Origin of the sequence: Desulfuromonas sp. DDH964 (assembly GCF_001611275.1) — a bacterium.
Taxonomy (GTDB): domain Bacteria; phylum Desulfobacterota; class Desulfuromonadia; order Desulfuromonadales; family DDH964; genus DDH964.
In genome coordinates this window covers 3,637,622-3,656,772 of the sequence record NZ_CP015080.1, presented here as the reverse complement: position 1 = coordinate 3,656,772, position 19,151 = coordinate 3,637,622, and the positions used below count along the sequence as shown (strand labels likewise).

The window sequence follows — 19,151 nt, the reverse complement described above, 5'->3', positions numbered from 1 at the left end:
TATGCAACGGAAAACGCTCTTTCTGTTCTTTCTGCTCGCGCTGCTGGCCGGCTGCGCGACCTTGGCCCCCAATTACTCCCGTCCCGCCGCGCCGGTCCCCACTGACTGGCCGGGCCAGGGGGGGGAAACGCCAGCGACCGCCGGCGCGGCCGTTGCGGAGATCCCCTGGCAGGACTTCTTCCTCGATCCGCAGCTGCGCGCGGTCATTGCCACGGCACTGGAGAAGAACCGCGACCTGCGCCTCGCCCTGCTCAACATGGAGCGGGCCCAGGCCGAGTACCGGATCCGCCGTGCCGACCTGCTGCCGGCCCTGGACGGCAGCGCCGCCGGCAGCGTCCAGCGCATCCCCGCCGACCTCTCCGCCAGCGGTGACGGTGAGATCGTCCGCCAGTACAGCGTCGGTCTCGGCGTCAGCGCCTTTGAGCTCGACCTCTTCGGCCGGGTGCGCAGCCTCAAGGAGCAGGCGCTGGAGGAATATCTCGCCACCAGCGAGGCCCGGCGCAGCGTCGAGATCAGCCTGGTCGCCAGCGTTGCCCGCGCCTACCTGAACCTCGCCGCCGATCGCGAGGGGCTGCAGCTCGCCCGGGAGACCCTGGAAAACCAGCAGGCCTCCTACCATTTGATCGAGCGCCGCTTCCAGGCCGGGGTCGCCTCTGCCCTCGATCTCAACCAGGCCAGATCGAGCCTCGAGGCGGCGCGGGTCGACATCGCCCGCTACACCTCCCTGGTCGCCCAGGACGAGAATGGTCTCGATCTGCTGGTCGGCGCCCGGGTGGCAGCACCCCTGCTGCCGGCGACGCTCAGCACCGACCCGGCCCCTTTCCGTACCCTCGCCCCCGGTCTCCCCTCCACGGTGCTGCTGGCGCGGCCCGATATCCGCGCCGCCGAGCATCGGCTGCAGGGGGCCAACGCCAACATCGGCGCGGCGCGGGCCGCTTTCTTCCCGCGTATCGAGCTGGTCTCCTCCATCGGTACCGGCAGCGACCAGCTCTCCGGGCTGTTCGGCGCCGGCTCCCTCGCCTGGAACTTCGCGCCGCGCCTGACCCTGCCACTCTTCAACGCCGGCGCCAACCGCGCCAACCTCGCGGTAGCGAAGGTCGACCAGCAGCTTGCCGTAGCCCGCTACGAGCAGGCGATCCAGGTCGCTTTCCGCGAGGTGGCGGACGCCCTCGCCGTTCGGGCCACCATCGGCGAGCAGGCGGCGGCGCAGCAGGCTCTTACCGCGGCCACCGCAGAGAGCTACCGCCTCTCCCAGGCCCGTTATGCCAGGGGGATCGACAGCTACCTCAATGTTCTCGATGCCCATCGCTCCCTCTACAGCGCCCGGCAGAACCTGATCGGGGTGCGCCTCGCCCTGCTCGCCAACCAGGTCACCCTCTACCAGGTCCTCGGTGGGGGGAGCTCTGCAGCGCCACTGTAAAGGGCGGCCGCTGCGGCGCCGATCGAACTGTTGCAACAGCAAAGGCCGGGATATTTCCCGGCCTTTGCTGTTGGTGGCGCTGCCGGCAGGGGACGCCATGGTATGATTGAAAAAAGGGAAGGTTGCTTCGCCAGACGGAGCTTCAGCAAGGAGGAGAGCCATGTCGTTCAAAACCTTTCGTCGCAACTACCTGATTCGGCCGATCTTCAAGCTGGCCCGGCGCGCGCTCCCCGGCCTCTCGGCGACGGAGCGCGAGGCGCTCACCGCCGGTGACGTCTGGTGGGACAGTGATCTTTTCACCGGCAACCCGGACTGGGAAAAGCTCCTCGCCACGCCGCCGGCGACGCTGAGTGAAGAGGAGCAGTCCTTTCTCGACGGTCCGGTGCAGGAACTCTGCAGCATGCTGGACGAATGGGAGATCAACCGGAGCCGCGGCGACCTGCCGCCCGCGGTCTGGGAATTTCTCAAACGCGAAAAGTTCTTCGCCATGATCATTCCGCGCGAATACGGCGGGCTCGAATTCTCGGCCTACGCCAACTCGGAGGTGATCCGGACCATCGCCTCACGCAGCCTCGTCACCGCCGTCACGGTGATGGTTCCCAACTCCCTCGGCCCGGCAGAGTTGCTGCTGCAGTACGGCACCGACGCGCAGCGTGATTTCTGGCTGCGGCGCCTCGCCGACGGCCGCGAACTCCCCTGTTTTGCCCTGACCAGCCTCGAAGCCGGCTCCGACGCGGCGGCGATGGTCGACTGCGGCGTGGTCTGCCGGGATCAGTTCGACGGCGAGGAGGTGCTCGGCATCCGCCTCAACTGGAGCAAGCGCTACATCACCCTCGGTCCGGTCGCCACGGTCCTCGGCCTCGCCTTCAAGCTTTATGACCCTGACCATCTGCTCGGCGACCTGGAGGATATCGGCATCACCCTGGCGCTGGTGCCGACGAACCTGCCGGGAGTCGAAATCGGCCGGCGCCACCTGCCGGCGTTCCAGTTCTTCCAGAATGGCCCCAACCAGGGACACGACGTCTTCATCACTCTGGACCACGTCATCGGCGGCCGGGAGCAGGTCGGCAAGGGGTGGCGCATGCTGATGAGCGCCCTCGCCGTCGGCCGCGGCGTTTCGCTCCCCTCCCTTTCGGCGGCCGCGACGGCCCTCTGCGCCCGCACCACCGGCGCCTACGCCCGCATCCGCCACCAGTTCGGTATCCCTATCGGCCAGTTCGAGGGGATCCAGGAGCGTCTCGGCCCCCTCGCTGCGGACGCCTACCTGGTCGATGCCGCTCGTCGCCTGACCTGTGCCGGCCTTGACCAGGGGCGCAAGCTCTCGGTGATCTCGGCGATCATGAAGGTCCATGCCACCTACGCGATGCGCTCCGCCATCGACCATGCCATGGACGTCCACGGCGGCAAGACCGTGATCGACGGTCCTCTCAACTACCTTGGCGACGCCTACCGCGCGGTGCCGGTGGGGATCACCGTCGAGGGGGCGAATATCCTCACCCGCAGCATGATCATCTTCGGCCAGGGGGCGATCCGCTGCCACCCCTGGCTCCTCAAGGAGATGCTCGCTCTCGAGGAGGAAGATCCGGACGCGGCGCTCGCCGCCTTCGATGAAAGCTTCTCGGGGCACTTCCGTCATGGCTTCAAGACCTTCTTCCGCGCCTGGGTGCGCAGCTGGTCCGGCGGCCGCATCGGCCCGGCCCCGGCCCAGGGGAAGGCGACGAAGTATTACCGGCGCCTCGATCGCTATGCCGCCAGCTTCGCCCTGCTGGCCGATGCGACCCTGCTCCTCCTCGGCGGCGGGCTCAAGCGCAAGGAGATGATCTCGGCCCGCCTCGGCGACATCCTCAGCGAGCTCTATCTCCTCTCGGCGGTCCTCAAGCGCTGGCAGGACGAGGGGCAACCGGCGGAGGACTTGCCGCTGGTCGCCTTCGCCATGGAGAGCCGCTTTGCCCTCATCGAGGAGCGGCTGCACGGCGTCCTCGCCAATCTCCCCAACCGGCCGCTGGCGGCGCTTGTCCGCTTCATCATCCTGCCGCTGGGGGTGCGCCGCCACGGACCCTCCGATCGGCTCACCCGGCGCTGCGCCGAGCTTCTCCTCGCCCCTTCGGCCACCCGCGAGCGCCTGACGGCCGGCCTCTTCCTCAAGGGAGGCGCCAACGTCGCCGTCGCCGGTCTGGAGCAGGCTTTCGACCTGGTGATCGCGAGCGCTCCGCTGCAGCAGCGCCTGCACGAGGCGCGTTGTCGCGACTTCCGGGAGGGGTTCGAAAAAGGACTGCTCAGCGCGAAGGAAGCCGACCTGCTGGAAGAGTGCGCGAAGGCGGTCGCGCAGGTATTGGCGGTCGATGATTTTGCCGCGGAGGAACTCGGCGAGAGCAACTTTTCCGCTACGGCCGGAAGCTGATGGTCAGAAGGGGCCCTGTGGGACGCACGACTCACCGAAATCATGATTTTCCACCCTTGGAGCGGCTACTGCACGCTATTTCCGTTTCTTTTGCCGCCGTTTACGTGCTAAAGTGGCCCCTTGGCGGCAGGGAAAGGATCGAAATTGATGGTCCGACAGCTGTAATATTCGCCCCCTTGCCGGTCTCCGGATCGATTTCAACTTTGCGGGTAGCTGAGATCGCATGGACGTCGCAGGCAACATTTCTCTTCCGGCCCAGTTGGCGCAGCAGCGCGAGCGCCTGCTCGAACGCATCTATGCAACCGTCGCCGAGCCCGGCGACTGGCGCGCCTTTCTCAATGACCTGATTGCCCATACCAACTCCCGTTCGGCCCGTCTGCTGGTCATGAACTCCCAGGCAACCCGGGTCATTTCGAGCATCAAGCAGAATATCGACGACGATTTTCATCACCAGTACGTTGAGCACTATGTCAACGCCTGCCCCTGGCGTCCCGAATTGCTGCAAAAACAACCGGGCCGCCTCTACTCAACCTATCTCCACTTCAGTTGCCGTCAGCCCGATTTTTTTCGCAGCGAATTCTACAACGACTGGGCGCGGCCGCAGGATATCCACCACGGAATCTGCGGCACCATTTACCAGGATACCGGGCGCACCGTACAGCTGCTGGTCCAGCGCACCCGCGGCCAGGGCCATTACACCGAGGCGGACACGGCCTACGTCAATAATTTTGTCCCGCACCTGCAGCATGCCTTTCAGCTGGCCGGCCAGGTCGGCGAGCGCCGCGCCAGGGCCGAGGCGGTGGCGATCGCGGCGGGAGAAGAGGTTCTCCCCTTTATCCTGCTCGATTTCACGCTGCGACCGGTCCACTGCAATTCCGGGGCGGAAGCTTTCATCGGCAGCGACACCCCCCTGACCCTGGCCAACGGCCAATTGCGCCTTGCCGACCGGTCACAGGACCCTTCCCTGCAGCGGTTGTTGCAGCAGTGCCTGGCGGCCGCCGATTCCCGGGGTCTCCATTTTGCCGGTGGATCCCTGGCGGTGGAGCGCGCCGACGGCTCGATCCTGCAGCTGCTGGTCAAGCCGGTCCATCCCGATGTCCCGGTCCTCGGGGGGAGGACCACCGGTTATGTGGCGGTTTATCTCCATGATCCCGAAGCGGGCCTGCCCATGGACGGCGAGCGCTTGCGCAGCCTCTATGCCCTCTCGGATGCCGAAACCCGCATCGCCCTGGCCCTGCTGGCAACCCCCGACCCGGCGGAGGTGGCCCGGCGCTGCTTTGTCAGTCTCCATACCGTCCGTTCCCACCTCAAGACGATCTTTGCCAAAACCGACACCCGCAACCAGGCGGACCTGGTGAAAAAACTGCTGGCCGGCCCCGCCCGGCGCCGCTAGAGGTCTCAACCATGGAAATGAAAATTCCCACCCCAGACATGTTCTATTCCCATGACGGGATTCCTCTCGCCTGCGATTGTGGTGGCGAAGGCGGGCCGCTCCTCCTTTTTGTCCATGGCTGGACCTGCCGGCGCAGCTACTGGCGCCCCCAGCTTGACCACTTCAGTTCCCGCTATGCGGTGGCCGCACCCGACTTGCCCGGCCACGGCGACTCGGCCAACGGCAGCCGCAGCCGCAGCCGCAGCCGCTGGAGTGTGGAGTCCTTCGGCCGGGATATTGCCGCCTGTGTTGACGCTCTTACGGCAAGAGAAGTGGTTTTGGTTGGCCATTCGATGGGCGGCGCCGTCGCGCTGGAAGCCGCCCGGCAGCTGGGTGCAAAGGTCGTCGGCGTGGTGCTGGTCGACACCTTTGTCATCGATTACGGTGGTTTGTCCGCGGAGACGGTTCAGGCCATTGCTGCGCCGTTCCAGGAGGATTTCGCCGCCGCCATGGCCGGCCTGGTCGAGCAGACCGCCACTGCGGCCACCCCGGCGGCCCTCAAAAAACAGTTGATCGAGGAGATGTCCACCGCCGACCCTGCCTGGGCCCTGCCGGCCTGGGAGGCTCTCCTCACCTGGAGCCCGCAGGCCGCCTTCAGCGAACTGCGGATGCCAATCTACGCCATCAATGGCGCGCTGATCCCGGCCTCGGCCCGCGAGCGGTGCGCACCCTTCGTCACCGAAACCCTGGTCCCCGGGGCCGGACACTTCCTGCAAATGGAGGACCCGGCGCACTTCAACAAGGTCCTGGAAGAGGTTCTGGGCCAGCTTTCCTGATACTTCACCACCCTGCCGCCGGGCCTTCTCTCATGCCCTCCCCCGATTCGGGGTGAGTTTCTGGCTGGGACGGGAGGTCGCGATCTCGTTCTTCAGCAGGTGGGCCTGGTTGTCGAGCCTGGCCACCGACTCCTGCAATTCCTTATTCCACCGATGATTTTGATAATGGCGGCGCTCTCCTGGCGAATCGCGTCGACGACCGCCTGCAGCAGCGCGGGCAGGTCCTGATTGAGCGCACCCAGCTGCCGGGCCTCGGACAGGTTGTTCAGGGCCGCGACCGCATTGTTGGTCAGATACGAGCTGACTCAATAGCCGATCCCACCCAGTAGCAGCAGACCGACCAGGCCAACCAGGCCGATCATCACCCGGCGCGTGGAAATTTCATCCTGCGCCCGGCTGTGGCACGCTAACCAACATCGAAAGGTCCTTTAATTGACCCCTAACACGCCGGCCCCAGCTTTGTCCCATGACGAAAAGCGAAAAACCGGGGACATCCATGGGGCAGGGGACGGTTCTTGTCGTCGAAGATCAGCCGGAGCTGGCGGCGGTCCTCGAGTACCAGCTGCAAAGCCAGGGCTATGATGTGCTGCTGGCTGAGGATGGCCTCAGCGCCTGTCGCCTCGTCGGTAGCGCCCGGCCCGACCTGATCCTCCTCGACATTCTCCTCCCCGACCTCGACGGCTGGGAGGTCTGCCGGCTGATCCGCTCCCGGCGCGAGGAACCGATCGGCAGCGTGCCGATCATCATGCTCACCGCCCTCGGCTCCATGGATGACCGGCTGCGCGGCCTGGAGCTCGGTGCCGACGCCTTCATCCCCAAGCCCTACTCGGTGCGGGAGGTCCTGTTGACGGCCCGGCGGCTGATCGAGCGGCGCCACCAGGAGCGCCAGTTGCATGGCGCCATCGACCGGCTCCGGGCGCAGAGCGATCGCGACGGGATGCTGCAGGATATCCTCGCCCACGAACTGCGCAACCAGTTGCTGATCCTGCGCGGCTACTCGGGGCTCCTCAGCCGTCCGGAGCTGGGGAATGGTGAAGCGTCGCGCAACTGTATTGCCGCTATCGAGCGCAGTTCGCAGACCCTCGGCAACCTCGCCGAGAGCCTGCTGCTGCTCAGCCGCTGCGCCGACGAGGGGTTGCAGCTGCCCGGCGACAATGTCGAGGTGGTGGCCCTGGCCCGCGAGCTCCTCGAACTCTACCAGCCGCAGGCCGAGCGGTGCCGGATGCCCCTCTTCCTCGACACGGCGGCGCCCGTCCTGCCGACCGGGCTCAACAGTCTCGGCTTACGCCTGATCCTCTCCAACCTCCTCGAAAACGCCCTGAAGTATGCACCGGAAGGGAGTCCGGTGATGGTGCGGTTGGCGGTTCCCGCCGGCGCCCGGCTGGAGCTGGCGGTGGAGGACAGTGGCCCGGGGATTGCCGCAGAAGAGCGGGAAAAGATCTTCCGGCGCTTCGTCCGCGGCAGCGGTGTCGGCACGGCCCCTGGCAACGGCCTCGGCCTCTATATCGTCCGGACCCTCGCCGAGGTGATGGGGGGCGAGGTCCGGGTCGAGGATCGGGACCCGGTCGGCAGTCGTTTCGTGGTCAGCTTTCCGACGCCGCAATGATCCGGCCAATGCGCATCGCCATTGTTTCCGAGACCTGGCTGCCACAGATCAACGGCGTATCCCGCACCCTCAACCAGCTTGCCAATTACCTTGTTGCCTGCGGTGACCAGCTGCTGTTGCTGACTCCCCGCTATCGGCAGGGGCTCACGCTCCCAGTCGGCAGTGAAGCAGAATGCTTCCCCGCGCTACCGCTCCCCTTTTACTCTGAGGTTCTCCTTCCCGTCGTTACCCCGCTGCGATTGCTGCACCGTCTTGCCGCCTTCGTCCCCGATCTGGTCCATATCGCCACCGAGGGGCCTTTAGGGTGGGCGGCCTTGCGGGCGGCACGCCGCCTCGGCCTGCCGGTGGTCAGCTCCTATCACACCAATTTCGCCCAGTATCTTGCCAGTTACCGGCTCGGCGCGCTCGAAACGGTCGCCTGGGACTACCTGCGCAAATTTCACAACCGTACCGACCTGACCCTCTGCCCGACCCCGTCAATCGTCGGGATGCTGGCGGAGCGCGGTTTTCGCAACCTCATCGTCTGGCCACGTGGTGTTGATGCCGCGCGCTTCCATCCGCGTCATCGCGATCCCGAACTGCGTCGCAGCCTAGGCATCGCCGGGGACGAGGTGGTCCTTCTTTTTGTCGGTCGGCTCGCTGCGGAGAAGAACCTCGCCCTGCTTTTTGCGGCTTGCCGACGCCTCTCCGGTAGAGTGCGCCAGCTGCTTGTCGGCGACGGTCCCCTGCGCGCTGAACTGGAGCACACGGCCTTGCCCGGTGCAATTTTCAGCGGATATCGCGAAGGCGAAGAGCTGGCACGTTATTACGCCTCGGCTGACATCTTCGCCTTCCCCTCCCTCTCCGAAACCTTCGGCAACGTCGTCCTCGAGGCTCTCGCCTCCGGTCTGCCGACGGTCGCCTTCAACGTCCCCGGGCCGCGGGATATCCTCCTCAGCGGCGAGTCGGGAATTCTGGTTGAGGAGCAAAGTGCAACGGCGCTTGCGGCTGCCCTGCAGTCGCTGGTCGATGATGCACAAATGCGCCAGCGCCTTGGCCGGGCCGCGCGGCTCTACGCAGAGGACCAGAACTGGGAAGAGATCAACAGTGCGGTGCGCGATCAATATCTCCGGCTGCATGCCGAGCATTCCGGGAAGCGGCTGTGTTGTACCGGGACCCTGCCCGAACCAGGGAAGGAGAGTCTATGCTGACTGAGACGCACAACCCTTTCGGCCGCCACCTGGTCGATTACTGCGCCCGCCATATCACCAGCCATGAAGTGCTGCTGATGCAGCGCCTCTGCGACCTGCGCCGCCATCGCTGGCTGACGCAGCTGCTGATCACGGCGAGCCGCCTTGGCGACGGCCCACTCTGGGGTATCAGCGGCCTGATACTGTTGACGGTCGGCGGTACTGCCGGCCGGCAGGCGGTCCTTGCCGCAGCGCTCGCTATTACCGCTTCGATCCTTCTCTTCAAGGGGCTCAAGAACCTGATCGGCCGCCCGCGCCCCTGTACCGCCTGGGCCGATCTGAGCTGCTTGCTCGCCCCACCCGACCGTTTTTCCTTTCCCTCCGGGCATACCATGACCGCTTTCGCGGCCTGCGTCGCCTATGGCGAAATCCTCCCCGTCGTTGGCCTGCTGCTCCTGCCGGTGGTAGTTCTGGTCGGCGTTTCGCGGGTCTTTCTCGGTCTGCATTACCCGACCGACGTCCTAGTCGGCGCGCTGCTCGGAATTGGTCTCGGCTGCGCTGCAGTCAGCATCCTGGCGTGGACAGGGAACTTCTGACCCCCGAGCCGCCGAATGGCTGCTCCCGGCCATGCCGCCAATGACTGCCCCCCCTCCGCTCGAAAATTCCCATTTCCGCCTATTCGTCGTTCCCGGCCCGCCCGTCTGGCATCCGGAGCATTCGCTCCGGTGACTGCCGCAACGGGTTGCCGGTAATCCTGGTAACCAAGGATGTCAACCTGCGCATCAAGGCTCACACCGTCGGCCTGGCGGTCCAGGATTATGAAACCGACAAGATCTCTTACGACACCCTCTACCCGGGCTGGGCCAGGTCCTCGTGCCGGGGGAGCAGATCAGCCACTACTACCGCCACAAGAGCCTGGCGCTGGAAGCGGTGCCGGGTGAGACGTTCCATCCCCACCAGTGCCTGGTGGTCGATGAAGCCCAGAACCTCACTCCCCACGAGGTCAAGACGATCATCACCCGGGCCGGCGAGGGGACCACGTCCTCATCGGCGACCCCGACCAGATCGACAACCCCTACGTCGATGCCGGCAGCAACGGCCTGACCTATACCGTCGAACGCTTTCGCAGCCAGCCCCTGGCGGGACATATTACCCTCTCCCGGGGGGAGCGCTCCGCATTGGCGGATCTGGCCAGCGACATCCTCTGAGCCGGCTGCGAATACTGGAAAGGACATCGTGGCTGCTTGCCGGAAGGGGGGATAATCATTGCGGGAAGGGCACAGTCTCAAGCCGGGCCGGCTACCGGCGCATCAGCAAGACCGGCGAGGATGCTGTTGGCGGCGTCCAGGGCGATGGCACGTCGTGCCATGTCGGTCGCCGAGCCGAGATGGGGGGTAAAGAGAGTCTTCTCCGGCAAAGCGAGGAGCGCCGGGTGAATGGCAGTGGGCCGGTCGGGGAGGGTCCAGTCTTCGAAGGCGAAGACATCGGCGGCAAAGCCGCCGAGTCGGCCGCTGGCCAGGGCCGCCGCCACTGCCGCCTCGTCGAATACCGAGCCGCGGCCGACGTTGACCAGATAGCAGCCCGGCTTGACCCGGGACAACAGGCCCGAATCGAACAAACGCCGGGTTTGGGGCAGCAGCGGGACACTGAGCAGCAGGTGGTCGCATTCGGCGACCAAGAGCGGCAGGTTGCGGCGCTCGACGCCGAGGACCGCGGCCTGGTGGCCGGCCAGCGGACGGGGGTCAGCGTAGAGCAAGCGCGCCTCGAACCCGGCCAGCCGCCGGGCGATCGCCTGACCGATGGCGCCCATGCCGACCAGCCCGACGGTGCTGCCGACCAGGCCGGAGCCATAGAAAATCGGCCGCCAGCCGCTGAAGCCCCCGGAACGGACCAGACTGTCGCCAGACCGCACCTGGCGGATCAGGGCCAGGAGCAGACCGACTGCGAGCTCGGCGGTCGGGGCGGTAAGGAGGTCGCTGACGATATTCAGTTTTACGCCGGCGGCCAGACAGGCGTCGGCGTCGATATTGTCGTACCCCTTGAGGGCTGCGCCGATCACCCGGAGCCGCGGACAGGCACGGAGAAATCCGGCGTCGATCTGGTCGGGCATGAACGTCATCAGTCCTTCGGCCCGGGCCGCCCGCCGCAAAATCTCCTCCCGCGGCAGGGTTTCCCGGCTCTGGTTGGGAACCACCCGGCAGCGGGACGCCAGGAAATCGATGACCTCTGGATGGACCCAGTGGGTAATGACGACGGTCGGTTGCATGTCACCTCCTGGCGGTCAACCGGTGCTCCTCCGTTTCCTGTCTCAACCTGGCGACGATGGCCGCGAGGTTCTGTACCGATTCACGGGTGTGGCGGAAATAGCGGGATCGAAGTTCGGTTATCAGCAGTCCGGCGTAATCGGGCAGGAGCGAAGCCAGGATCCCGGCGAAATCGATGCCGCCCCAGCCGACCGGCATATGCGAATCGCCGCGGCCAAAAGGGAGCTGGTGGGTCTGCAGCTTTTCGCTGGCATAGACTGGATCGCCGAAGTTGTCGTGGACATGGCAATGGGCGATCAGACCGGACAGATGGCCGGCCTCGGCGGCGGGGTCGAGGTCATAGAAGCGGGCGGCCATCTGCAGATGGCCAGTATCGAGAGCGACGCGCACGTTCTCCCTGGCGATGCGCCGAACCTGGGCCTTGAGTTCAACCGGTTTTTCCGCGTAGCAGTAGGGGGAATGGCCGCGGTAGGGACGGGCGTTCTCCATGGCGATGCAGAGCTCGGGAAATTCCGCGGCCAGATTCTGCAGGGTCGCCGCCTCCCGTTCCAGGAGGCGGCGTTTTTCATCTTCGGCGACCTGGGGCGAGCCGGGACTGACGGCAAAGGCCTCCTCGGACAGATAGCGTCCCGGGTGGTAGACCACGGCCTGGGCCCCGATTTCGGTGGCAAACTCCAGCGTTGCTCTGAAGACGGCGACATGGAGATCAAAGCGCTCCCTGGTCATCAGGTTCAAGGGGTTGGGGGCGTGGACGCTGTAGGCGAAGGGAAAGGCCTCGACGAGCTGGCGGGCGGCCAGCAGGGTCGGCCGGTGCAGTTTCCCGTTGCGGATGGCGTCGAGTCCATGTACCGGGATTTCGACCGCCTCCAGGCCGAAATCGGCAAAGGCCTCCAGATCCCGACGCAGCGCATCGAGGTCCCCGTCTACCCGCACTTCATTGATTTGACTGCCGATTTTCAGCATGACCCATACACCTCCAGGCCACCGACAAAGGTTTTGAGGACCCGGGGGAAGCCCTGGGCCAGGTCGAGCAGCTGCAGGTCGGCAGCCAGGCCCTCGACCAGGGCTCCGGTTTTGGCTCCGATCCCGACGGCCTGGGCCGGGTTGCGGCTCACCAGGTTGACCGCTTCATGCAGGGGCTTCAGGCCCAGCCGATCGAGGGTGAGCACCGCATGCAGCAGCGTCTGGGGTGCGTAGTCGGAACAGAGGATCTCGCCGCAACCCTCGGCCAGGGCCTCGCGGGCGCTGAGGTTCCCCCCCTGGGAGGAGCCGCGCAGGACATTCGGGGCCCCGAGGATTACCGTGATACCGCGATCGCGGGCCGCCCGGGCCGCGGCCAGGTTGACGGGGAACTCGCTCATTCCGACCCCCAGCTGCTGCAGCCAGTCGAGTTTGGCGGCGCAATCGTCGTCATGGGAGGCGAGCGCTACGAGGTGCTCCCGGCAACAGTCGGTGAGCCTCCCGATCCTGGTCAGGGCATCGCCGTTCTGGGCCTGCTGTTTGCGGGCGATGATCCGGTCCATCTCCTCCTCGGTCTTGGCATAGACCGGGCCATAGTAGTTCTTGAAGCTCGCCACCTCCCGGAACTGCCCTTGGCCAGGAGTATGATCCATCAGCGAAAAGAGCCCCACCTCGCCGCCACGAATCAGCTCCTGAAGGATCGGAACGGCCCCGCCGTCGGTCACCTCAAAGCGGGTATGGACACGGGTGTTGATCCGCAGGGTGGGCGCCTGGCGATTGACCTCCCGGACGATTTTCGCGGCCATCCCGTTGGAGCGCAGGCCGACCTCCAGCTCAGCGAAGGAAAGGGAGTGGAAAATGGTGGTGACCCCGCAGGCGGCCAGCTTCTTGTCGAGTTCGTGAATGGCAATATCGACCGGGAAGAAGGTGTTTGGTCGCGGCTCGATCTGCTTTTCGATGGCGTCGCAGTGCAGGTCGATAAAACCGGGGAAGAGATGTTTGCCCCGGGCGTCGAGGTGCGGGTCACTGCCGTTGAAACTCCCCCCCGGGCGCAGTTCGGCGATGCGCCCCTGTTCTACCCGCACGGAACATTCCGGGAGGACCGCTTCGGGGGTAACCACGGTGGCGGCATCGATGACGAAGGAATCAGACATGGCAGGCGGTCTCCAGGGAAGCGAGTGGATAGCAGCGGGTGGCGACCCGCTGCATGATTTCGGGGTCGTGAAAGATGCCGACCAGGGTGGTCCCCGCGCGGCGCAGCTCATCGAGCATTTCAAGGACAATGTCGATGGAGGCGGCGTCCAGCGAGGCGGTCGGCTCGTCCACCAGCAGCAGCCGCGGCCGCCAGGCGATCGCCCGGGCGATGTTGATCCGCTGCTGCTCGCCGCCGCTGAAGGTCAGCGGATAGGCGTCCCACAGCCGGCTCGGGATGCGCAGCCGTTCCAGCAGCTCTTCGGCCCGGGCCCGGGCCTCATCCCCGGTGACGCCATTGCGGGAAAGGATCGGTTCCATGATCACCTCCCGCGCCGTGACCCGCGGGATCACCTGCAGAAACTGGGAAACGTAGCCCAGCTCCCGCTGGCGGATCGCCAGCACCTGGCGTTCGCTGGCGGCGGCCAGATCGACGCTGCCGAACTGCTCGGAATCGTAGCGGATCTCCCCCCGTTCGGGGAGGTAGGTCCGGTAGAGGCATTTGAGTACCGTGCTCTTGCCGGCGCCGCTCGGTCCCGCCAGGGCGAGGAACTCGCCGCGGGCGACAGCGAAGCTGATATCGTGGATCGCCGCGATCCGCTCGCCGCCGAGGGCGTGGATGGTGAAACTCTTGGTCAGGTTGGTGACGGTCAGCATGATAGAGGCCTTTGTTTTTTATAGGTCCCATGGGTCCCATAGGATCGATGGGACCCATGAAATGCTCAAAGCTGGGAATTAACCAACAGCTGCGTATACCGGTGCTGCGGGTCCTGCAGGATCTGGTCGGTGAGACCGCTCTCCACCACCCGGCCGTACTTCATCACCAGGGTGCGCTGGCAGAGCAGCCGAATCACCCCGAGGTCGTGGGAGACCACCAGCATGGAGAGTTTCAGCTCGTCGCGCAGCTGGCGGATCAGATCGAGTACCCGCGCCTGCACCGACAGGTCGAGACCGGTGGTCACCTCGTCGAGCAGCAGCACCAGCGGACCATTGGAGAGCGCCTTGGCGATCTGCACCCGCTGCTGCATGCCGCCGCTGAAGTTGCGCGGTGGCTCATCCATGCGCGTCACCGGGATCTCGGTCTTTTCCAGCAATTCGGCGGCGCGCGCCCGCATCCGTCCGATGTGCCGCCAGCCGGCGCCGAGCAGCCGCTCGGCGACGTTGCCGCCGGCCGAGACGTTCATTTTCAGCCCCAGGTAAGGATTCTGATAGACAATCCCCATCAAGGCGTTGCGCACCAGGCGCTGCTGGAAGTGGCTGACGCGCAGCAGGTTGGCGCTGTACTCCGCCTGGTCCGCGAACAGGTTGGGCAGCCGCTCGAGTCCCGGCAACCGCTGGAGTTCGAGGGAGCCGGCGGTCGCCTCCCACTCGAAGTGCAGCAGCCGCACCAGGGTGCTCTTGCCCGAGCCGCTCTCGCCGACGACCCCGAGCACCTCATTGGGGTGGAGGTCGAGGTCGACGTCGTGGCAGGCGACCACGGTGCCGCAGTGGCGGCAGAGGTTGGTCTCGGCCGCGGGACCGGTGCTCTCGGAGCAGCGCGGGCAGCCGGGACCGAAGTGCTTGCCGAGGCCGCGGATTCTGGCGAGTGGTTGCATCATGCGCACCTCCGGTCGCAGTAGCCGGTGTCGGAACAGACGTGGCGTCGGGCGCCCGAGGCGTCATCGATGACCTCGTCGAGGAAGCTCTCGGTCGAGCCGCAGCGGTCGCAGACGTGCCCCCTGAAGTCCTCGACGCGGAAAGCGTGGTCTTCGAACTCCAGCGGCTCGACCCGGGTGTAGGGTGGAATGGCGTAGATCCGTTTTTCGCGACCGGCGCCGAACAGAAAGAGGGTGTCGGCCATATGCAGTTTTGGTACGTCCCAGCGCGGAATCGGGCTGGGATCCATGATGTAGCGGCCGTTGACGGTGACCGGGTAGCGGTAGCTGATCCGGATCTCGCCGAAATTGACGATGTTCTCGTAGAGATAGAGCCACATCCGGCTGTAGTCGGCTTCGGCGTGCATGCGCCGGGTCTCCAGCTCCGACGGCTCCACCTCGCGCAGCGCCTCCGGGTAGGGGACCTGCAGCACCAGGATCTGTTCCTCCGTCATCGGTTCCTCCGGGATGCGGTGGCGGGTCTGGATGATGGTTGCAGCTGCGGTCTCCGTCGTCGACGGTACGCCGGTCACGGCGCCGATGAACTTGCGGATGTTGACGGCGTTGACGCTGCCGTCACACCCCTGGTCGATCACCTTGAGCACGTCGGCGGGGAGGATCAGCGCCAGGGTGATCTGCAATCCGCCGGTCCCCCAGCCGCGGGCGATGGGGAGCTCGCGCGAGCCGAAGGGGACCTGGTAGCCGGGGATCGCCACCGCCTTGAGCAGGCTGCGGCGGATCTCCTTTTTCGCCCCCTGGTCGATGAACCCGTAGCTGTAGCCGGAGAGGGTCGTGTCCGGGGCGGCTTGTGCCCCGAGCCAGTCGTTAAGTTTCATCGTCTGCCTCGCTCTGCTTGCTATCGTGGGTGGCCTGCGCCTTGCGCAGCCGGTCGAGATCGGACTGGAAATCGACGTAGTGGGGGAGCTTCCAGTGATTGCAGAAGCCCATCGATTCGATGCCGTCGATATGGGAGAGGACGTACTCCTGATCCTCGGCCGGCGTCGCGGGCTCGGCGCTGCGCATGGTGCGGTCGAGCACCCCCATGGAGATCGCCTTGAGCTCGTTCTGGCCGAAACAGAGTCCGTAGCCGAGCGTGAAGCGCGGCTTCTCCCCCTCCTTCTCGAAGTGGGCGACAACCTCCGCTTCGGTCACCTTGACCTCGCCGACCTGCAGGGCCGCGCCGGTGAGCGGATGGCGGATCTCCAGCGGCACGTAGCCGACCCGCAGCTCGCCGAGGGTCGGATGGACGTTGCCGTAGCCGCGCATGCTCGAATAGGCGAGCAGCAGCAGGCCACCGGTCTCGCCGCGCGCCAGCGACTGCAGGGAGGCGCTGCGCGGGGCCGGGAAGGTCAACGACTGGCGGGTGATGTCAAGCAGCTCACCGGCCTCGCGCGCCGGGAGCTGGCGCTCGGCCAGCAGCCCCTCGCGGCGCAGGATCTCGATCACCTTGGGGAAGGAGTCGGGGAGCGCCTCGGCGGCGATGCGGTCGCCGAACAGCCGCTGCCGGTAGGCCTCGCGACGGGCCGCCGAATCCTCCAGCAGGTCGAAGTCGAGCAGCCGCAGGGTATAGTCGCTGGTCGGTCCGAGGACCTGACCGCCGGGGATCTCCTTGAAGGCCGAGGAGATGCGCCGGACGATGCGCATCCTCGCGGTGTCGGCGACCAGCGAGTAGCCGAGGCGTGGCTGGGTGGCGCGGTAGGCGCGCAGCATGAACGCTGCCTCGAAGGTGTCGCCGGCTGCCTGCTTGAGGGCCAGGGCGGCGTGGTCCGGGGCGTAGAGGGAGCCCTCCCCCATCACCCGGTCGACGCCGAGGTAGAACTGCTCGCGCACCTGGTCGACGCTTAAGGGGGCGGACTCCCCCTGCTGGCGCAGCCAGGTGAAAAGGCTGTTGGATTGTTCGATGGCTTCGGTGCCACCCTTGACGGCTACGTAACCCATGTCAGTCTCCGATTTCGGTGGAGCGGGGGATGCACAGCAGCTCGCCGCCGGGGCTGAGCAGGATCGCATCGACCCCGAGCGGGAACTCGCTGTTGACCAGGCGAAGAAGCGGCAGCTCGGCCGGATCGAGCCCGTGAATCGAAACCCGCAGCCGGTCCTTGATGCCCGGACCGGAGAGCAGCGGGGTGAGGCCGCCGGGCGCGAACGACTCGACCTGGTAGATGACCGTCGCACCCCGGTCGGGGTACTCGGGGGTTCCGCGCGACAGCCGCTCAAGCTGGCCGTAACTGCGCCCCTGGGGGGCGATAAAGAAACCGGCCGCTTCGACAGCGCATTCGGCCGCTCCCCAGCGCTGGCGGATCGCATCGCCGAGTTGCAGGTCCGGGGCGGCAAGGGAGAAACTCACCTCCGGATCGAGCAGGCAGTCGAGGAGGCTGAACAGGGGGGTGGCCTGCGGTGCGACCGGCAGCCGCTGCAGGGTTCCCGGCCGGCTGGTCGCTTGCAACAGGGCGCGAAAGACCGTGTGCTGGGTGATCTCTTCCTGGTGGAGCAGGGCCTGGCTGGTCATCTTTCAACTCCCCGGCATGAGGTCGAAGCGCACCTTGGTGCGGGCGACCAGTTCCGCCGCGTCCCGCTGCTGCTGCTCCAGCAGGTGCCGCTGCTCGGCTGCCAGCCGGTTCAGGCGCTGCCGCAGCAGCTGGTTGTCGCCGGCGATGATCACCTCGGCCACGGCCCGGGCAAGGGCGCGGCGCGGGTCGTCTCCCGGCACCATGCCGTAACCGTGCACTCCGCGGCAGCACACCTCGGCCTCGCTGACCAGCACCTCGCCGAGGTGGAAGTCGCAGTCGAAGGCGTCGCGGCAGGTCATCATCACCAGCCCGGAGCGCGGTGTGCGGATAATCTCGATCTCCTCGGTGGCGGCCAGTTCCAGCAGCAACCGGTCGATGGCGGCCGGTTCCATCTGCCCGACCAGGGTCGGGATGTCGTCAAGGTTCAGGCTCATACCCCCCCTCCCGATAATCGATGTAGAAGCTGATGCCGTGACGGCGAAAGCCGAGCGATTCGTAGAAGCGGTGCGCCGCCTTGCGGTTGCGGTTGCTGGAGAAGCTCATCTTGTAACACCCCTTGTCTAGACAAATCCGGTTGGCGAATTCCATCATCTGCTTGCCGATGCCGCGGCCGCGCAGCCGGGTGTCGACCACCACGTCCTCCAGCACCGCCGAGCGGGCGCCGAGGTGACCGAGGTTGTCCATCACCAGCAGAGCGAAGGTGCCGACCGGCTCGGCGTCCAGTTCGGCCAGGTAGAGCTGGTAGTCGGGATAGGAGCGCATGCGCCGGTAGATGTCTCGCGCCTGCTCCAGGGTCAGCACCCGGCCATCGTCTTCGCCGAGCTGGGCGTAGAGCCGCAGCACCGCCGGCAGGTCGGTCTCGTCGATTTCACGGAAAGTCAGGCTCATGGGTACCCCTTTACCTTTAAGTACATTTCTTTCGGATCACCGCACTCAGTCGGTCGACCAGGGCGACGGTGATGACGATAATGATCAGGATGGTGGTGACGTCCTGGTTTTCGTAGCTGCGCAGCTTGTCGTAGAGGTAGACGCCGATGCCGCCGGCGCCGGTGAAGCCGAGAATCGTCGCCGAGCGCACGTCCGACTCGAAGCGGTAGAGGGTCATCGAGACGAAGAACGGCTGAATCTGCGGGAAGACCGCGTAGCGGATCACCTTGACGAAGCCGGCGCCGGTGGCGGTGAGGGCGTCGATCGGCTCCTGGGCGACCGCCTCGATCCCCTCGGAGAAGAGCTTGATCAGCACGCCCGAGGTGTGGACGCCGAGCGCCAGGATCCCCGGCATCGGCCCGAGGCCGACCGCCGAGACGAAGAGCAGGGCCCAGACCAGTTCGTTGATCGAGCGCGACAGGTTGGCGAAGAAGCGCACCGCCGTATAGAGCGCCTGGCGCAGGATCTGCGACGGGAGGCGGCGCCCCGGGACGATGATCTTCAGAGTGTTGCGCGAGGCGAGAAGTGACAGCGGAAACGCGATCGCTACCGACAGCAGCAGGGCCAGGAACGCCATCTGCACCGTCTCCAACATCGAGGCGAGGTAGCGGCCGATGCGGTAGCTGCTGGCGTTGGGCGGGAAAAAACCGCTGTTCTCGATGCCGGGGTTGCCCTGGAGGTAGACCAGCATGTTCTGCCAGCCATCGAGTAGCGCCCGGAGGCTCATCTCGGTGGCATGCCAGCTCCAGCCGATGGTCACCAGAATCAGCACGGCGAGCACCAGGTTGAAGGGCTGGAACGGGTTGGTCCGGCGGCGGATCTCGTCCAGGCTCAAGGGGGTGACGGTCGACATGGCATAGCTCT

Annotated in this window: 18 protein-coding genes and 2 pseudogenes; 9 read left to right on the top strand and 11 right to left on the bottom strand. The window is 66.0% G+C overall.

All coding sequences use genetic code 11. The features are described 5' to 3' along the window. Window position 1: 1 nt before the first annotated feature. The 9 genes and pseudogenes from DBW_RS16685 to DBW_RS19305 form a co-directional block, all read left to right on the top strand. Entirely contained in the window at window positions 2-1,420 is a 1,419-nt protein-coding gene (locus DBW_RS16685) for an efflux transporter outer membrane subunit (RefSeq protein ID WP_066729103.1), read from the top strand. A gap of 160 nt (window positions 1,421-1,580) precedes the next feature. After that, a complete protein-coding gene (locus DBW_RS16680) occupies window positions 1,581-3,821 on the top strand; it encodes an acyl-CoA dehydrogenase (RefSeq protein ID WP_066729101.1) in 2,241 nt (746 codons plus the stop codon). Window positions 3,822-4,044: 223 nt separating this feature from the next. Then, complete coding sequence (locus tag DBW_RS16675) at window positions 4,045-5,214, top strand: helix-turn-helix transcriptional regulator (RefSeq protein ID WP_066729099.1); 1,170 nt, start codon at window positions 4,045-4,047, stop codon at window positions 5,212-5,214. Window positions 5,215-5,225: 11 nt separating this feature from the next. Continuing rightward, window positions 5,226-6,029 (top strand): alpha/beta fold hydrolase, encoded by an 804-nt coding sequence (locus tag DBW_RS16670; protein WP_231875352.1) that lies wholly within the window; start codon window positions 5,226-5,228, stop codon window positions 6,027-6,029. A 466-nt stretch (window positions 6,030-6,495) separates the two neighbouring features. Next, the gene (locus DBW_RS16665; protein WP_082820412.1) at window positions 6,496-7,635 is read left to right on the top strand and encodes a hybrid sensor histidine kinase/response regulator; all 1,140 of its coding nucleotides are present in this window, start codon (window positions 6,496-6,498) and stop codon (window positions 7,633-7,635) included. Window positions 7,636-7,643: 8 nt separating this feature from the next. Next, window positions 7,644-8,825 (top strand): glycosyltransferase family 4 protein, encoded by a 1,182-nt coding sequence (locus DBW_RS16660; RefSeq protein ID WP_066729095.1) that lies wholly within the window; start codon window positions 7,644-7,646, stop codon window positions 8,823-8,825. Next, complete coding sequence (locus tag DBW_RS16655; RefSeq protein ID WP_066729094.1) at window positions 8,819-9,400, top strand: phosphatase PAP2 family protein; 582 nt, start codon at window positions 8,819-8,821, stop codon at window positions 9,398-9,400. Before DBW_RS16660 ends, DBW_RS16655 begins: the two co-directional genes overlap by 7 nt. Before the next feature lie 146 nt (window positions 9,401-9,546). Continuing rightward, a pseudogene (locus DBW_RS19310) lies at window positions 9,547-9,615 on the top strand (PIN domain-containing protein); the annotation flags it as partial. Between the two features lie 140 nt (window positions 9,616-9,755). Next, window positions 9,756-10,012: pseudogene (locus DBW_RS19305) on the top strand (PhoH family protein); the annotation flags it as partial. A 77-nt stretch (window positions 10,013-10,089) separates the two neighbouring features. Here DBW_RS19305 and DBW_RS16645 read toward each other — a convergent pair. The 11 genes from DBW_RS16645 to phnE all read right to left on the bottom strand — a co-directional run bounded on the left by DBW_RS16645 (window position 10,090) and on the right by phnE (window position 19,140). Then, the gene (locus DBW_RS16645) at window positions 10,090-11,070 is read right to left on the bottom strand and encodes an NAD(P)-dependent oxidoreductase (RefSeq protein WP_066729092.1); all 981 of its coding nucleotides are present in this window, start codon (window positions 11,068-11,070) and stop codon (window positions 10,090-10,092) included. Between the two features lies 1 nt (window position 11,071). Beyond that, window positions 11,072-12,031: a sugar phosphate isomerase/epimerase family protein gene (locus DBW_RS16640; protein ID WP_066729091.1), complete on the bottom strand. Its 960-nt coding sequence runs from the start codon at window positions 12,029-12,031 to the stop codon at window positions 11,072-11,074. Beyond that, complete coding sequence (locus DBW_RS16635) at window positions 12,025-13,182, bottom strand: alpha-D-ribose 1-methylphosphonate 5-triphosphate diphosphatase (protein ID WP_066729089.1); 1,158 nt, start codon at window positions 13,180-13,182, stop codon at window positions 12,025-12,027. The genes DBW_RS16640 and DBW_RS16635 overlap by 7 nt, the downstream gene beginning before the upstream one ends. Continuing rightward, window positions 13,175-13,876: a phosphonate C-P lyase system protein PhnL gene (phnL, locus tag DBW_RS16630; protein ID WP_066729087.1), complete on the bottom strand. Its 702-nt coding sequence runs from the start codon at window positions 13,874-13,876 to the stop codon at window positions 13,175-13,177. Before phnL ends, DBW_RS16635 begins: the two co-directional genes overlap by 8 nt. Window positions 13,877-13,941: 65 nt before the next feature. Beyond that, window positions 13,942-14,814, bottom strand: a complete 873-nt coding sequence (locus DBW_RS16625; protein ID WP_066729888.1) for an ATP-binding cassette domain-containing protein — start codon at window positions 14,812-14,814, stop codon at window positions 13,942-13,944. Continuing rightward, entirely contained in the window at window positions 14,814-15,689 is an 876-nt protein-coding gene (locus DBW_RS16620; RefSeq protein WP_066729085.1) for an alpha-D-ribose 1-methylphosphonate 5-phosphate C-P-lyase PhnJ, read from the bottom strand. The genes DBW_RS16625 and DBW_RS16620 overlap by 1 nt, the downstream gene beginning before the upstream one ends. Further along, window positions 15,679-16,791: a carbon-phosphorus lyase complex subunit PhnI gene (locus DBW_RS16615; protein WP_066729083.1), complete on the bottom strand. Its 1,113-nt coding sequence runs from the start codon at window positions 16,789-16,791 to the stop codon at window positions 15,679-15,681. The genes DBW_RS16620 and DBW_RS16615 overlap by 11 nt, the downstream gene beginning before the upstream one ends. A gap of 1 nt (window position 16,792) precedes the next feature. Continuing rightward, window positions 16,793-17,359 (bottom strand): phosphonate C-P lyase system protein PhnH, encoded by a 567-nt coding sequence (gene phnH, locus DBW_RS16610; RefSeq protein ID WP_066729081.1) that lies wholly within the window; start codon window positions 17,357-17,359, stop codon window positions 16,793-16,795. Between the two features lie 3 nt (window positions 17,360-17,362). Then, a complete protein-coding gene (locus DBW_RS16605; protein ID WP_066729079.1) occupies window positions 17,363-17,794 on the bottom strand; it encodes a phosphonate C-P lyase system protein PhnG in 432 nt (143 codons plus the stop codon). Continuing rightward, complete coding sequence (locus DBW_RS16600; protein ID WP_066729077.1) at window positions 17,778-18,248, bottom strand: GNAT family N-acetyltransferase; 471 nt, start codon at window positions 18,246-18,248, stop codon at window positions 17,778-17,780. Before DBW_RS16600 ends, DBW_RS16605 begins: the two co-directional genes overlap by 17 nt. 16 nt (window positions 18,249-18,264) lie before the next feature. Continuing rightward, window positions 18,265-19,140 carry a phosphonate ABC transporter, permease protein PhnE gene (gene phnE, locus DBW_RS16595; protein WP_082820409.1) on the bottom strand — a complete coding sequence of 292 codons (876 nt, stop codon included), beginning with the start codon at window positions 19,138-19,140 and terminating at the stop codon, window positions 18,265-18,267. Between the last annotated feature and the right edge of the window lie 11 nt (window positions 19,141-19,151).

Coding starts and splice junctions, on each gene's coding strand:
- DBW_RS16685 (WP_066729103.1), top strand. CDS start 2: ATGCAACGGAAAACGCTCTTTCTGTTCTTTCTGCTCGCGCTGCTGGCC.
- DBW_RS16680 (WP_066729101.1), top strand. CDS start 1,581: ATGTCGTTCAAAACCTTTCGTCGCAACTACCTGATTCGGCCGATCTTC.
- DBW_RS16675 (WP_066729099.1), top strand. CDS start 4,045: ATGGACGTCGCAGGCAACATTTCTCTTCCGGCCCAGTTGGCGCAGCAG.
- DBW_RS16670 (WP_231875352.1), top strand. CDS start 5,226: ATGGAAATGAAAATTCCCACCCCAGACATGTTCTATTCCCATGACGGG.
- DBW_RS16665 (WP_082820412.1), top strand. CDS start 6,496: ATGACGAAAAGCGAAAAACCGGGGACATCCATGGGGCAGGGGACGGTT.
- DBW_RS16660 (WP_066729095.1), top strand. CDS start 7,644: ATGCGCATCGCCATTGTTTCCGAGACCTGGCTGCCACAGATCAACGGC.
- DBW_RS16655 (WP_066729094.1), top strand. CDS start 8,819: ATGCTGACTGAGACGCACAACCCTTTCGGCCGCCACCTGGTCGATTAC.
- DBW_RS16645 (WP_066729092.1), bottom strand. CDS start 11,070: ATGCAACCGACCGTCGTCATTACCCACTGGGTCCATCCAGAGGTCATC.
- DBW_RS16640 (WP_066729091.1), bottom strand. CDS start 12,031: ATGCTGAAAATCGGCAGTCAAATCAATGAAGTGCGGGTAGACGGGGAC.
- DBW_RS16635 (WP_066729089.1), bottom strand. CDS start 13,182: ATGTCTGATTCCTTCGTCATCGATGCCGCCACCGTGGTTACCCCCGAA.
- phnL (WP_066729087.1), bottom strand. CDS start 13,876: ATGCTGACCGTCACCAACCTGACCAAGAGTTTCACCATCCACGCCCTC.
- DBW_RS16625 (WP_066729888.1), bottom strand. CDS start 14,814: ATGCAACCACTCGCCAGAATCCGCGGCCTCGGCAAGCACTTCGGTCCC.
- DBW_RS16620 (WP_066729085.1), bottom strand. CDS start 15,689: ATGAAACTTAACGACTGGCTCGGGGCACAAGCCGCCCCGGACACGACC.
- DBW_RS16615 (WP_066729083.1), bottom strand. CDS start 16,791: ATGGGTTACGTAGCCGTCAAGGGTGGCACCGAAGCCATCGAACAATCC.
- phnH (WP_066729081.1), bottom strand. CDS start 17,359: ATGACCAGCCAGGCCCTGCTCCACCAGGAAGAGATCACCCAGCACACG.
- DBW_RS16605 (WP_066729079.1), bottom strand. CDS start 17,794: ATGAGCCTGAACCTTGACGACATCCCGACCCTGGTCGGGCAGATGGAA.
- DBW_RS16600 (WP_066729077.1), bottom strand. CDS start 18,248: ATGAGCCTGACTTTCCGTGAAATCGACGAGACCGACCTGCCGGCGGTG.
- phnE (WP_082820409.1), bottom strand. CDS start 19,140: ATGTCGACCGTCACCCCCTTGAGCCTGGACGAGATCCGCCGCCGGACC.